This window comes from Microbacterium sp. IEGM 1404 (assembly GCF_030056775.1).
In the GTDB taxonomy this organism is placed as follows: domain Bacteria; phylum Actinomycetota; class Actinomycetes; order Actinomycetales; family Microbacteriaceae; genus Microbacterium.
Genome location: NZ_JASHKP010000002.1, coordinates 1027826 through 1042055 on the forward strand (window position 1 = coordinate 1027826; position 14230 = coordinate 1042055).

The following is a 14230-nucleotide window of genomic DNA, read 5'->3' on the forward strand; positions in this document are numbered from 1 at the left end:
AGACGACAGCGGCGCCACCCCGAAGGGTGACGCCGCTGGAATCGCTGCGGATCAGCGCAGGATGCCGCCGAGGTCGAGCGCGCCGTCGACCACGTCGTCCACACCGGAGGTGACGTCGCCGACGACGTCGTCCACCGAACCGGAGATGTCTTCCACGGAGCCGGAGATGTCGCCGACCGAGGCGCCGTTGTCGCGCGTCGAGACGCCTGCGTCGCCGGTGGAGACGCCCGTGTCGTTGCCCGAGCCGACGGGAGCGTCGATCGGAGCGGTCACGTCGTTGCCCGAGCCCACCTCGTTGCCGGAGCCGAGGTCGTTGCCCGAGCCGATCGGCGCGGTGGTGTCGTTGCCCGACCCGATGGGGGCCGTCGTGTCGTTGCCCGACACGACCGGGGTCTGGTTGCCCGACGCGACATCGCCGTTGAGCGAGTCCCTGACGAGCGGTCCCTGCACGAGGGGTCCGATGTTCGCGATGTCGCCCACCGCGGTCTGGGGGCTGGCGGTGAAGTCACCGCTGTCGATGAGGTCGCTGACCCACGTGTAGAACGGGTCGGACGCATCCACGAACTGCGTCGCGGTGGTCGAGGCATCCGTCGAGGTGACGTTGTCATCGGCCGAGGCCGGCAGTGCCAGTCCGGCGACGGCGAGAGCCGCAGCTCCGGTGCCGGCCGCAGCGATCATGCCGATTCGGGTCTTCGTGTTGTACGTACGCATCAGGTTTCCCTTTCCGTTTCCGTCTACGGCGCTTCCGCCGCATGTGGGGTGATCCGAAGAGCACGCGGAATCGGATGGGTGGGAAACGGGAGGGATGCCGATCTGCGGCGTTTCTGGAGCGGCGCGATCCGCGTCAGGACGGCGATCGCGGGAAACCCTGGCAGAAGCCTGGCAATGCCCGATCCGGGCTGCATGCGCAGGCTTTCAGGGAAAGGCCGGTCATCGACCTCGTGGCCGTGAGCGTCTCGACGACACGCCGGATACGTCGCCACCGTCGACAGCTATTTCGTGGAGGCCTCTGGGATTGCTCGCCGCGCTGCCGCACTGCTCCAGGCCGCGCCAGAAAGAAGGACGAACGCGAGAACGATGACGACGAAAGGTTCGTTCACGAACCCGAGGACCGCCAGGACCGTGCCGCCCACGATTGCGATGCCACCGGTCAACGTCATCGGAAGAATCGTGGCCCGGTGCCCCTCCCGCCAAGCGGTGTCACTCGCGAGCGTGGCTCGCGTGCGTACCCCGACGATGCGGTTGCGCGGAATCTTCCCGACCGCGGGGAGTACGGTCCCCGCGATGGCGAGTACTGCGACAGCTATCTCGATGTAAATCATGCGGTGACCTCCTCGGCCTTCGCGGGCGTGGATGGGGATGCACGCTGGAACTGTAAGAAGAACACGTTGGCCTTCTGCAGCCAACCCCGCAGCGCCGACCCCTCGGACCATTGCGGGACGGCGAGATTCCGACACAGCCGACGCCAGGCGAGCGGCATCCGGCGCTGCCGGAGTGACGCAATAGGCATCGCGTCGAAGCATCGGCGGTGCGCCGCGCGCGGGCCGGTGCCATCATCGGCACATGTCGGCGATCGAGGGTGCCACGCCCCCGCCACGTCGGCCGGGGGTGCCACCCTGGGGCGATCAGTGGGGCGTTCTGACCCTCGTGAACTTCTTCGCGGGTGGCGCGGCACTTTGGGCAACGGCCGCGGCGTGCCTCGTCGCCATGTCCACCGAGTACGACGGGATCGTGACGATCATCGCCATCATCGTGGTCCCGCTCCTCGTCGCCGTGCCGTCGGCGCTGGTCGCCCTCGTGGTCGGCCTGCCCGTTCGGCTGATTCCCGTTGCCCGCCGGTGGTGGCTGGCCCACGGAGAAGTCACGCCGATCGGGGCGGCCACAGGGTTCGTAGTCCTATTCGTCGGAGTCTGGGTCATCACCGCTTCGGGATCGCAGCCATCGTCCCCCGGCTTGCCGATCCTGCTGGTCGGCTGGGGCATCTTCTGCCTCAGCGCGATCAACTTCGTCTGGCCGCAGCGCTGGCGACGGGCGGCCGAGTTCCCTGTCCCGGACGCTCCTCCGCCCGTGACACCGCGCCCCTGAGCGTTGTCCGGCGGACGCATCAGTCGAGCAGCAGCGCCGGCTCCTCCAGAACGGATGCCACGTCGGCGATGAACCGCGAGATCCCGTCGCCGTCGACCACGCGGTGGTCGAACGATCCCGACACCGTGGTCACCCAGCGGGGGCGCACCTCGCCGTCGACGACCCACGGCTTCTGCCGGATGGCACCCAGCGCGATGATCCCGGCCTCACCGGGGTTGATGATCGGGGTACCGGCATCCACCCCGAACACGCCGATGTTCGTGATCGTGAACGTGCCGCCGACCTGATCGGCCGGGCTCGTCTTGCCCTCGCGCGCGGTGAGCGTGAGGTTCTCGAGCGCCTTGGCGAGCTCGCGGGTGTTCATCGCCTGCGCGTCCTTGATGTTCGGCACGAGCAGGCCGCGCGGGGTCGCCGCGGCGATGCCGAGGTTGACGTAGTGGCGCACGCGGATCTGCGCGCCGTCCTCGGTGTCGACCCAGGCGGCGTTGATCATCGGGGTGCGCCGCAGGGCCCAGATCACGGCGCGCGCCATGATCAGCAGCGGCGAGACCTTCACATCGGCGAAGTCGGGCGAGGCCTTCAGCCGCTTCACCAGCTCCATCGTGCGGGACGCGTCGACGTCGACCCACACCGAGACGTGCGGGGCCGAGTAGGCGCTCGACGTCATCGCGTTCGCCGTGGCCTTGCGGACGCCGCGGACCGGGATCGACTCCTCGCGGGCATCGTCGACCGGCGCGGGCGCGGGCGCGGCGGCGACCGGGATCGTCTCCTCGCGCACGGCACCCCACTCGGGCGTCTCGATGTTGCGGAAGACGCTGGCCTGCTCGGCGTGCTTCACGACGTCGTCGCGGGTCACCTCACCGGCGGGGCCGCTCGGGGTGACCGCCGCCAGGTCGACGCCGAGGTCGCGCGCGAGCTTGCGGATCGGGGGCTTGGCGACGACACCGACGGATGCCTTCACCGGGCGCTCCGCGGGCTTCCGCCGCCGCGACGAGACGGCGCCGCCGGTGCCATAGCCGACGAGCACCGCTCCGCCCGGATCGTCGGCCTCGGGAACGGTGGTCGGCTGCGCGGGCGCCGGGGACGCGGCATCCGCCGATCCGATCGTGATGATCGGGGCACCGACCTCGACCGTGGCCCCCTCGGTCGCGAGGAGTTCCCCGACCGTGCCGGCGAAGGGCGACGGCAGCTCGACGAGCGACTTCGCCGTCTCGATCTCGACGATCACGTCGTTCACGGCGACGGTGTCGCCCGGGGCGACGCGCCACTGGACGATCTCGGCCTCGGTGAGTCCTTCACCGACGTCGGGGAGGACGAAAGTCTGCTCGGTCACGGTGTGTCCTTTGCTCGGGAGCCAGCATTGCACCGGCGTCGCCGCAACGGAATGCGGGAGGGAAGGGGTCAGTAGGCCAGCGACCGGTCGACGGCCTCGAGGATGCGGTCGGCGTCGGGCAGGTACGTGCCCTCGAGCTTCGCGGGCGGGAACGGCACGTCGAAGCCCGACACGCGCAGCACGGGGGCCTCGAGCGCGAAGAACGCCCTCTCCATGACGGTCGCGGCGACCTCGGATCCGAGGGACGTGAAGCCCGGCGCCTCCTGCGCGTAGACCATGCGACCGGTGCGGCGCACCGAGTCCAGCAGCGGGCCGTAATCGACGGGGGAGAGCGAACGCAGGTCGATGACCTCGCAGCTCGTGCCCTCGCTCTCGGCGAGGGACGCGGCCTGCAGCAGCGTCGTGACCATCGCGCCGTGACCGACGAGCGTGACGTCGGTGCCGCGGCGGACGATCCGGCTGGCGTGAAGCGGCAGCGCGGGCGCCTCGGTGTCGACCTCGCCCTTCTGCCAGTACTTCGCCTTGGGCTCGAGGAAGATCACCGGGTCGGGCGAGTCGATCGCCTGCTGGATCATCCAGTACGCGTCGTTCGCCGTCGAGGGGCTCACGACCCGGAGGCCCGGCGTGTGCGTGAAGTACGCCTCGGGGCTCTCCTGGTGGTGCTCGATCGCGCCGATGTGCCCGCCGTACGGGATGCGGATGACGACCGGCATCTGCAGCGCGCCCTCGTGACGGTTCGTGAGCTTCGCCAGCTGCGACGTGATCTGGTCGAACGCGGGGAAGACGAAGCCGTCGAACTGGATCTCGAGGACGGGGCGGAAGCCCCCCATCGCGAGACCGATCGCGGTGCCGACGATGCCGGACTCCGCCAGCGGCGAGTCGATGGCGCGGCGCGGCCCGAAGTCCTTCTGCAGTCCCTCGGTGACGCGGAAGACGCCGCCCAGCGGACCGATGTCCTCACCCATGAGCAGGACGCGGTCGTTCGTCTCGAGCGCGCGACGGAGGCCGGCGTTGAGGGCGCGGCTGATCGGGAGGTTCTCGGTCACTGCGCTCCTCCTTCCATCGCGGCTTCGTAGTCGTCGAGCCAGCGCTGCTCCTCGGCGATCAGCGCGTGGGCTTCGGCGTAGACGCTCTCGAACATGTGCGCGCGCGGGAGCCCGCCGAGCTCGTTCGTGCGCACGCGCACGTCGTCGGCGAGCGCGCGACCCTCGGCATCCGCGTCGTCGAAGAACTGCTGCGACGCGCCGCGCGCCTCGAGGAACGTGCGGAGGCGGGCGATCGGGTCGCGGTGCGCCCACGCCTCTTCTTCGGCGGAGGTGCGGTACTTCGTGGGGTCGTCGCTCGTGGTGTGCGCACCGCGGCGGTAGGTCATCGCCTCGATGGCGCGGGGGCCACCGCCCGCGCGGGCCTCGTCGAGCGCGAGCTTCGACACCGCGTAGCTGGCGAGCACGTCGTTGCCGTCGACCTGGACGCTCGGGATGCCGTACCCCGCCGCCCGCTGGTAGAGCGGGGTGCGCGACTGGGTGGCGACCGGGACGGAGATGGCCCACTGGTTGTTCTGCAGGAAGAACACCTCGGGGGTCTGGAAGCTCGCGGCGAACACCATCGACTCGTGCACGTCGCCCTGGCTGGACGCGCCGTCGCCGTAGTAGACGATGACGGCTTCGTCGCGCTCGGGGTCGCCGGTGCCGCACTTGCCGTCGAATACCAGCCCCATGCCGAGGCCCGTGGCGTGCAGCGTCTGGGCGCCGAGCACGAGGGTGTAGATGTGGGTGTTGCCGTTCTTCGGGTCGGAGGGGTCCCAGCCGCCGTGCGTGAGCCCGCGCATGAGCCGGATGATGTCGATCGGGTCGACACCGCGGATGCGGGTCACCACGTGCTCGCGGTACGACGGGAAGATGTGGTCCTGGGCGCGCGCGGCGCGGGCCGAGCCGACCTGCGCGGCCTCCTGTCCGAAGGAGGGCGGCCAGAGGGCCAGCTGCCCCTGACGCTGCAGGTTCGTCGCCTGCACGTCGAAAGCGCGGATCGAGACCATGTCACGGTAGAAGGTCTCGAGTTCGGCGTCGGAGAGGGCCTCGATCAGGGGCAGATAGCGCTCGGCCTCAGGGGTGGGCGCGAGGGTGCCGTCGGCCGCCAGAACGCGCACGAGAGCCGGGTCGTCGGACGGGGTCATGTACCCACGCTAACGGTCACGTCATGCCCCGCACCGCATGAGGTGTACAACGGATGCCGCATTTCGGCATGGGTTTCCGACAAGCCGCGCGCGGCGTCACTCGTCGCCGAGGGGGACGTACCGCACGGCCGCCACCCGCGCCGGGGTGGACCCCACCGCACGCAGGCCCAGCACGCGGCCGGTGAACCCGCCGGCGACCTCGGTCGAGAGGTAGCGGCCGTCGAGCGCCGCGATCCACCGCTCGCCGTCCGCGTCGAGAAAGCCGAAGCGGAGGTCGTCGGGGCCGTCGTGGGTGGCATCCACCGCCTCGACGAGGAGCGTCACGACATCGCCGGTCGCGGGAGCGGAACCGATGGATGCCTCGAGTGGACCGATGCGCGCCCGGACCTCGGCCGTTCCGGCCTGGAGGGTGATCGCGTACCAGTGGTACTCGTCGAGCCGGACCCGCAGGGCCACGGCGGCCGAGGCGTCGACGCGGGCGTCGAACCGCCAGCGCAGGTCGCGCACGCGCACCGCGAGCTCGTGGGGGCCCACCGCCACACCACCGGCGGGATGCCGGCCGGGCAGCGGTCCGTCGGGCGAGACCCACCGCGGGTGCAGGTCGGCGGTCGCGAAGTCGTCGGTGAACGCGGTGTCGGGGCGCTCGAGGAGCACGTCGTCGGTGTGCACGACGGGCCAGTCGTCCACCCACGCGACGCGGGCGAGGAACGTCTCGCGTCCTGCGACGTGGAACCCGGGCGTGAATCCGCGCGGTCGCACGCCGAGGTACACCATCGCCCATGAGCCGTCGGGGCGCTCGACGAGGTCGGCGTGCCCGGTGTTCTGCACCGGGAAGCCGGTGCTGCGTCGACTGAAGATCGGGTTCGTCGGCGCCGCCTCGAACGGACCGTCGATCGCCCGGGATCGCGCGACGCAGACGGCGTGCCCGCGCTCGGTGCCGCCCTCGGCGGTGAGCAGGTACCACCACTCCCCGCGCCGGTACAGGTGCGGACCCTCGGGATGCGCGAGCCCGCTCCCCCGCCAGATCACCCGCGGCTCCTCGAGCAGGACGCCGCGATCGAGATCGACGCGCACCTGCGCGATCACCGGCAGCGCGCCGTCCTCGGGCCGCAGCCCCTCGTCGAGGGCGCAATAAGTGAGGACGCACCGTCCGTCGTCGTCCCACGCGAGGTCGGGGTCGATTCCGCCGAGGCCCGGGAACACGATCGGGTCCGACCACGGCCCCGCCGGGTCGGTCGCCGTCACCACGAATTGCTCGTCCCCGCGTTCGACGTTCGTGACGACGACGAAGAACGTGCCGTCGCGGTTGCGGATCGTGGGCGCGTAGATCCCCCGACTCGCCCCCGAGACACCGGCCGGGAGCTGCACCTCGCGCCTCAGCACGTTGCCGATCTGCGTCCACGTCCGGAGGTCTCGGCTGCGGTGGATCGGGATGCCGGGCGCGTACTCGAACGACGAGTTCACGAGGAAGTAGTCCTCGCCCACACGACACACCGACGGATCGGGGAAGAACCCCGGGATGACCGGGGTGGTCGCGGCATCCCGAGTCATCGTTCGACTCAACGCGGGGCGACGGAGGCGGCGACCTCGACCAGGCGGTCGATCGATTCCTCCTCGCCGACCGAGATGCGCACACCGTCGCCCGCGAAGGGGCGAACGATGAGTCCCGCCTCCTCGAACGCGGCGGCCACCTCGAGCGCGCGGTCACCGGCGGGGAGCCACACGAAGTTGCCCTGGGCGTCGGGCACGTCCCATCCGGTCTCGCGCAGGCGGGCGACGAGGGCGTCGCGCCGGGCGGCGAGGACGGCGACGCGGTGCAGCAGCTCGCTCTCGGCATCCAGGCTCGCCAGCGCCGCCTCCTCCGCGGCGGCGGTGACCGCCAACGGGATGGCGGTGCTGCGCGCGGCGTCGAGCACGCGCGTGTGGCCGATCGCGTAGCCGACCCGGAGACCCGCGAGACCGTAGGCCTTCGAGAACGTGCGGAGCATCACGATGTTGGGGCGCGCGAGCAGCGCGCGGACGCGGTGGCCCTCGACGGCATCCGGGTCGGTCACGAACTCGGCGTAGGCCTCGTCGAGCACGAGGAGGACGTCGGCGGGCACGGCGTCGACGAAGGCCGTGAACTCGTCGAAGCCGACCGTCGGGCCCGTCGGGTTGTTCGGGCTGCAGACGATGATGAGGCGCGTGCGGTCGGTGACCGCTGCCGCCATCGCGGGGAGGTCGTGACGCGCGTCGGCGGTGAGCGGCACCTGCACGCTCGTCGCCCCCGTCACCGCCACGAGCGACGGGTACGCCTCGAACGACCGCCACGCGTAGACGACCTCGTCGCCCGGGCCCGCCGTGGCCAGCAGCAGTTGCGCGAGCAGCGAGACGCTTCCGGCGCCGACGTGGATGTCATCGGCCGAGATCCCGTACCGGGCGCCGAGCCTCTCGCGCAGGCGTGCGGCCGTGGCATCCGGGTACCGGTTGATCGCCGTCGACGCGCGCACCGCGTCGAGCACGCCCGGCAGCGGGTCGAACGGGTTCTCGTTGCTCGACAGCTTGAACGCGTCCGAACTCGCCTGTCGTCCCTGCCGGTAGGCGGGGAGGGCGGCGATCTCGGGGCGGATACGGGGGAGGACCGGGTCTTCGCTCACGGGTCGAGCCTAACGAGGACACCCGTGCGCGCGTCAGACCCCCGTGCCACGATGGGGGCATGCGCTTCGTCGTCCGCGTGGCCGTCAACGCCTTCGCCATCTGGATCGTCACCCTGCTCCCGGCCCTGCAGGTGACGCTCATCCCCTTCGCCCCCGGCGAGGGACTGCAGGTGGCGCTCACGCTGCTGCTGGTCGGGCTGATCTTCGCCCTGGTCAACACCATCGTCGGCACGGTCGTGAAGATCGTCGCCATCCCGCTCTACATCCTCACCCTCGGGCTCATCTCGCTCGTCATCAACGGCTTCCTGCTGTGGCTGACCGCGGTCATCACCTCGAACTGGGACTGGGGCCTGCGCACCGGGGAGTTCTGGCTCACCGTCGTCGCCGCGCTGCTGATCGGCATCATCAACGCGATCCTCGGCGGCCTCCTGCGGCCGCGGAACGACGAACGCTCACGCCGCTGATGCGCTGACGGCCGCTCCCCGCCATGATGGAGGGATGACCGCGAGTGCCGACGCGCCCTTCCGCGTCGTCTTCGTCTGCAGCGGCAACATCTGCCGGTCGCCGATGGCCGACGTGGTGTTCCGGCGTATCTCGGAGGAGGCGGGCCTCGGATCGCGCGTCGTCTCGACCTCGGCGGGCACCGGGGACTGGCACGTCGGCGAACGCGCCGACCACCGCACCCTCGCCGCCCTCGAGCGTCTGGGCTACGACGGCGCCGCGCATCGCGCCCGGCAGTTCACGTTCGCCGACTTCACGCACAACGACCTCGTGGTCGCGCTCGACCGCAGTCACGAGCGCGTCCTGCGCGGGTGGGCCCGTCACGACGACGACGCCGACAAGATCGCGCTGCTGCTCTCCTTCGTCCCGGATGCCGAGACCCTCGACGTCCCCGACCCCTACTACGCCGGGCCACCGATGTTCGACGAGGTGCTCGGTATGATCGAACGCGCCAGCCGAGCCCTGTTCCGGCAGCTCGAGCCCGCCATCCGTGCCGCGGGCTGACCTTTTCGCGCGACCCCCGGGAGACCCGTGTCCGCTCTGCCCCCGCAGCCCCTCAGCCCGCTCGACGGTCGCTACTTCGCCACCGTTTCGGAGCTCGGCGACTACCTGTCGGAGGCGGGCCTGAACCGCGCCCGCGTCGAGGTCGAGGTCGAGTGGCTCCTGGCCCTCACCGACCGTTCGCTCTTCGGTACGTCGCCCGTCTCGGATGCCGACCGCACGCGCCTGCGCGCCCTGTACGAGGAGTTCGGCGCCGACGAGATCGCCTGGCTCAAGGAGAAGGAGGCGGTGACCCGCCACGACGTCAAGGCCGTCGAGTACCTCGTGCGCGACCGTCTCGACAGCCTCGGCCTCACCGCCCTCGCCGAGCTCACCCACTTCGCCTGCACGAGCGAGGACATCAACTCCACCGCCTACGCCCTCACCGTGCAGCGCGCGGTCGAGCGCGTGTGGCTGCCGACGCTCCGCTCGGTCACCGCCGCCCTCGCCGCCCTCGCCGTCGAGCACCGCGACGCCGCGATGCTCTCCCGCACGCACGGCCAGCCCGCGACCCCCACGACCATGGGCAAGGAGATCGGCGTCTTCGCGTGGCGCCTCGAGCGCGTGATCCGCCAGCTGGATGCCGGCGAGTACCTCGCGAAGTTCTCGGGTGCGACCGGCACCTGGTCGGCGCACGTCGCCGCCGAGCCCGACGTCGACTGGCCCGAGCTGACGCGCACGTTCATCGAGTCGCTGGGCCTGGGCTTCAACCCCGTCACGACGCAGATCGAGTCGCACGACTGGCAGGTCGAGCTGTACGACCGCGCGCGCCACGCGGGTGGCATCCTGCACAACCTCGCCACCGACATCTGGACCTACATCTCGCTCGGGTACTTCACCCAGATCCCCGTCGCGGGGGCGACGGGGTCGTCGACGATGCCGCACAAGATCAACCCGATCCGGTTCGAGAACGCCGAGGCGAACCTCGAGATCGCCGGCGGACTGTTCGCCACCCTGGCATCCACCCTCGTCACCAGCCGGATGCAGCGCGACCTCACCGACTCCACGACGCAGCGCAACATCGGCGTCGCGTTCGGCCACTCGCTGCTCGCGCTCGACAACCTGCAGCGCGGTCTCACCGAGATCTCGCTCGCGGAAGACGTGCTGCTGGCCGACCTCGACGTGAACTGGGAAGTGCTCGCCGAGGCGATCCAGACCGTGGTGCGTGCCGAGATCGCCGCGGGCCGGTCGCGGATCACCGATCCCTACGCGCTGCTGAAGGACCTCACGCGCGGACGCCGGGTCGGCGCCCCCGAGCTCGCCGACTTCGTCCGCGGCCTCGACATCGGGGATGCCGCGAAGGAGCGTCTGCTCGCGCTCACCCCGGCGGCGTACGCCGGCCTGGCCTCGCGGGTGGTCGACTCGCTGTAAGCCCCCCTCAGCGCGCGGTATTCCCAACCCGGATGCCGCGCGCTGACGCATCCCCGCGACGGTATGCGTCCGGGGAGTGGACGCGCGGGCCTCTCTGGCCCTACGGTGTTGACGTCAACATCCCCACGCGGCCCTGGGTCGCCCATGCGTCGCGACGTCGCGACGCGGAACGGAACCGACGCGATGACGCATCGACGCGCCCTCTCTTCCCGCCGACTCCTCGCGGCCGCCACGGTCGCGGTGGTCGCCGGGGCACTGGCATCCCCCCTCTCCGCCGTCGCCCTCGACACCGACCCGAACGACGGCGTCCCCCGTGTCGATCCCCCGGTGACCTACACGAAATTCGAGCCGCTCGCCGACCCCGGGCGCGGTGCCGCCGACTACCTCGACCCGAAGTGGTACGACACCGATGGGCGTCACATCCAGGCGCACGGCGGCCAGGTCGTCACGACCCAGGAGAACGGCCAGACCGTCTACTACTGGTACGGCGAGGACCGCACGAACGGGTACTGGAACAGCCCCGGTGTCGCGGTGTACCGCTCGACCGACGCCCTGAACTGGACCAACCTCGGCGACGCGCTGCGCAGCATCACGACGCGGGACGACCTGCTCACCCCGTACTTCGAGAACCTGTACGACACCGTCGACGAGAACGGGCAGCCCCGCGACGAGAAGATCGACGCGCTCGCCTACCACCTGAACTCGCAGCGAACGGCGGACTACACCGCGATCTTCGAGCGCCCCAAGGTGCTGCACAACGACAAGACCGGCCAGTGGGTCATGTGGTGGCACGCCGACGGCCGCACCGAGCCCGGCGGCAGCACCTACGCCCGTTCCATGGCCGCGGTCGCCGTGTCGGACTCCCCCGCGGGTCCGTTCCGGATGGTCGGCGCGTTCCGCATGCCCAACCGCACCGACTACAGGGCCTGCTCGCAGTGGGCCGTGCCGGGCCAGGCGCGCGACATGACGGTGTTCCAGGACGACGACGGCAAGGCGTACATCTCGTACTCGTCCGAGGAGAACTCGTCGCTGTACATCGCCGAGCTCGACGACAGCTACACGAACGTCTTGAAGACCACCGACACCGACACCCTCGGCATCCACCAGTACTCGGAGGACGGGCGGTACCCCTACGTCCTGGCCGACGGCAGCGCCGACGCGCCCGTCCGCGGCGAGGACTTCCAGATCGTGAAGGAGTGCGGCTACCTCGAGGCGCCCGCGCTGTTCGAGCGGGACGGCACCTACACCGCGATCGCCTCGGGGGCGACGGGGTGGGCCCCGAACCCGCAGACGTACTACACGACGACCGACCTCATGGGCTCGTGGATCCGCGGCGTTCAGGCCGGCGACGCGAACGAGGACACGTACTACAGCGCGATTCCCGACGGCGGTGACGGCCTCCTGTCGATCGGCGACACGAACCGCTCGACCTTCGGCTCGCAGGCCACCAACGTCTTCGAGCTCGAGCCCGGCAAGTTCGTCTACATGGGCGACCGCTGGAACGAGGGCGAATCGAACTCGACCTACGTGTGGCTGCCGCTCACCGTCGGCGAGGACGGCCGCCTGGAGATGCACAACCCCGCCGCCGAGGACCCCGCGCGCTACGGCGACGGCTGGGACGCCTCGTACTGGGATGACAAGGGCTTCGGCCACGGCACCTGGTCGCTCACCCCGAACGCGGTGCCCCTGACGGTCCGCCGTGGCACCACCGCGAACCTGCCCGCGACGGTGAACGTCGACTCGGACGGAACGGTGGGCCCCGTCGCCGTGACCTGGTCGACGCTCGACACCAGCGTGCTCGGCCCGCAGACGGTGACCGGCACGCTCGCCGCCGACGCGCACTTCACCGCGGGCCGAACCTTCCAGCGCACCATCACGGTCACCGAACCGGGGATCGCGAACATCGCGCCCGAGGCGACGGTCTCGGCGTCCAGCCGCAGCAATCTCGTCGGCGCCGTCGTCGACGGCAACCCCACCGGCAAGGGCTGGGACGACTGGACCGGCAACGGCTACCCGCGCGACAGCTGGCTCGCCTTCGACTGGGGCGTGACCCGCACGTTCGACTCGATCGTCGTGCACACCTACAAGGACGGGTCGACGGCCACGTGGCCCTCGCGCATCCAGACGCAGTACCGCGACGACTCCGGCGCGTGGATCGACACCGAGGTCGGGGCGACCCTGTCGCAGGATGCCGGACAGTCCGCGCCCGTGGCCGTGATCGACGCTCGCTCCCTGCCGGCGGCCAGCGCCCTGCGGATGCGCCTCACGAGCGACGCGAACACCTGGCAGTCGATCGCGGAGGTCGACATCTGGGGCAACGCCTCGATCCCGAACGTGTGCCGCGGCGGCGACGCCACGGTCTCGGCATCCTTCCACCAGACGAAGTGGGCCACGATGCCGGCCGGCAACGCGTGCGACGGCAAGCAGAACACGCAGTGGTCGACCTGGACCGACGCGGGATTCCAGGATGCCGCGACGTTCACGATCGAGACGTGGGAGATCCACCGCCTCGACCACGTCACCTTCACCAACACCGAGGGCACGATCGCGGGCGTGAGCGCCGAGTACCGCACCCCGTCGGGAGAGTGGCTGCCGGTCGCACCGACGGGCGACGCGCCGGCGGTCGTCAACGGGACCGAGACGACGCTGTCGTTCACGAAGGTGCTGGCCACGGGCCTGCGCCTGACGTTCTCGACCCCGGGCTCGTACCTCAAGATCCCCGAGATCGTGGTGCCCGAGGCGGGGGGCATCGCGGCGATCACGCCTCTGCTGGGCTCCGAGCCCAACGCGGCCGGGTGGTTCCGCGCTCCGGTGAAGGTGCAGCTCTCGCACGACGGTGGGGCCGACGTCGTCGTGCAGCACCGCATCGACGACGGCGAGTGGGTCGACGGCACGGAGGTCACGGTCGACACCGACGGTGCGCACACCGTCGGCTACCGCGCCCTCATCGACGGCGTCGAGCAGGAGGACGTCACCGGGTCGGTGGCCGTGCCCGTCGACACCGTGGCCCCGGTCACGGGAGCCGACGTCACCGCGGCCTCGTCGGCCCGCGCCCTGGTCCTCCCCGACGTCACGGCGTCGGTCGCGGCACCGGGCCAGGTCCTCACGCTCCTCGCGACGGATGCCACCTCGGGAGTCGCCACCACCGAGTACTCGCTGGACGAGGGGACCACCTGGACCGTCGGCACGGAGGTGTCGTTCACCGAGGCCGGCACCCACCGGGTGTGGTTCCGGTCGACGGACGTCGCCGGCAACGTCGAGCAGACCCGCACCGCGGAGCTCACCGTGACCGCCCCGGTCGACGGCGGCACCGACCCGGGCACCACCCCCGCTCCCACGCCCTCCGCCACCACGCCGGGATCGACCGCGGGCACCGGGGGAACGGCATCCGGGACCGCCGGCGCATCGGACGCCCTCGCGGTCACCGGCACCGAGGCGCCGATCGGCCTCGCCGTCGGCGCATTGCTCGCGCTGCTCGCGGGCGCCGGCGTGCTGCTGCTCCGGCGCCGCCGCGCCTGACGCACCACGATCGCCCCGGGACCGTTGCGACGGTTCCCGGGGCGATCCCGCGTCTGCGGCCGCCGGGGAGAA

General features: G+C 71.0%; 12 protein-coding genes. 5 read left to right on the forward strand and 7 right to left on the reverse strand.

Annotation, left to right across the window (positions count from 1 at the left end):
* Positions 1–51: 51 nt before the first annotated feature.
* Positions 52–711, reverse strand: coding sequence for a hypothetical protein (locus tag QM517_RS10490; protein ID WP_283287239.1), 660 nt, complete (start codon positions 709–711; stop codon positions 52–54).
* Positions 712–992: 281 nt separating this feature from the next.
* Positions 993–1322 carry an SdpI family protein gene (locus tag QM517_RS10495; RefSeq protein ID WP_283287240.1) on the reverse strand — a complete coding sequence of 110 codons (330 nt, stop codon included), beginning with the start codon at positions 1320–1322 and terminating at the stop codon, positions 993–995.
* A 241-nt stretch (positions 1323–1563) separates the two neighbouring features.
* Between QM517_RS10495 and QM517_RS10500 the strand changes: the two genes are divergently transcribed.
* Positions 1564–2085, forward strand: coding sequence for a hypothetical protein (locus tag QM517_RS10500; RefSeq protein WP_139340665.1), 522 nt, complete (start codon positions 1564–1566; stop codon positions 2083–2085).
* Between the two features lie 19 nt (positions 2086–2104).
* Here QM517_RS10500 and QM517_RS10505 read toward each other — a convergent pair whose 3' ends face one another.
* The 5 genes from QM517_RS10505 to QM517_RS10525 all read right to left on the reverse strand — a co-directional run bounded on the left by QM517_RS10505 (position 2105) and on the right by QM517_RS10525 (position 8227).
* Positions 2105–3418 carry a dihydrolipoamide acetyltransferase family protein gene (locus tag QM517_RS10505; RefSeq protein ID WP_283287241.1) on the reverse strand — a complete coding sequence of 438 codons (1314 nt, stop codon included), beginning with the start codon at positions 3416–3418 and terminating at the stop codon, positions 2105–2107.
* A gap of 68 nt (positions 3419–3486) precedes the next feature.
* A complete protein-coding gene (locus QM517_RS10510) occupies positions 3487–4464 on the reverse strand; it encodes an alpha-ketoacid dehydrogenase subunit beta (protein ID WP_283287242.1) in 978 nt (325 codons plus the stop codon).
* Entirely contained in the window at positions 4461–5591 is a 1131-nt protein-coding gene (locus QM517_RS10515; protein WP_283287243.1) for a thiamine pyrophosphate-dependent enzyme, read from the reverse strand. The genes QM517_RS10510 and QM517_RS10515 overlap by 4 nt, the downstream gene beginning before the upstream one ends.
* A 96-nt stretch (positions 5592–5687) precedes the next feature.
* Positions 5688–7142 carry a glycoside hydrolase family 43 protein gene (locus QM517_RS10520; RefSeq protein ID WP_283287245.1) on the reverse strand — a complete coding sequence of 485 codons (1455 nt, stop codon included), beginning with the start codon at positions 7140–7142 and terminating at the stop codon, positions 5688–5690.
* Positions 7143–7150: 8 nt separating this feature from the next.
* Positions 7151–8227: a histidinol-phosphate transaminase gene (locus QM517_RS10525; protein ID WP_283287246.1), complete on the reverse strand. Its 1077-nt coding sequence runs from the start codon at positions 8225–8227 to the stop codon at positions 7151–7153.
* Positions 8228–8286: 59 nt separating this feature from the next.
* Here QM517_RS10525 and QM517_RS10530 point away from each other — a divergent pair, with 59 nt between their 5' ends.
* The 4 genes from QM517_RS10530 (at position 8287) to QM517_RS10545 (ending at position 14158) form a co-directional block, all read left to right on the forward strand.
* Entirely contained in the window at positions 8287–8691 is a 405-nt protein-coding gene (locus QM517_RS10530) for a phage holin family protein (RefSeq protein WP_077051155.1), read from the forward strand.
* Positions 8692–8725: 34 nt separating this feature from the next.
* Complete coding sequence (locus QM517_RS10535; protein ID WP_077051154.1) at positions 8726–9232, forward strand: low molecular weight protein-tyrosine-phosphatase; 507 nt, start codon at positions 8726–8728, stop codon at positions 9230–9232.
* Between the two features lie 27 nt (positions 9233–9259).
* Positions 9260–10639 (forward strand): adenylosuccinate lyase, encoded by a 1380-nt coding sequence (purB, locus tag QM517_RS10540; protein WP_283287249.1) that lies wholly within the window; start codon positions 9260–9262, stop codon positions 10637–10639.
* Between the two features lie 183 nt (positions 10640–10822).
* Entirely contained in the window at positions 10823–14158 is a 3336-nt protein-coding gene (locus QM517_RS10545; protein ID WP_283287251.1) for an OmpL47-type beta-barrel domain-containing protein, read from the forward strand.
* Positions 14159–14230: the final 72 nt, after the last annotated feature.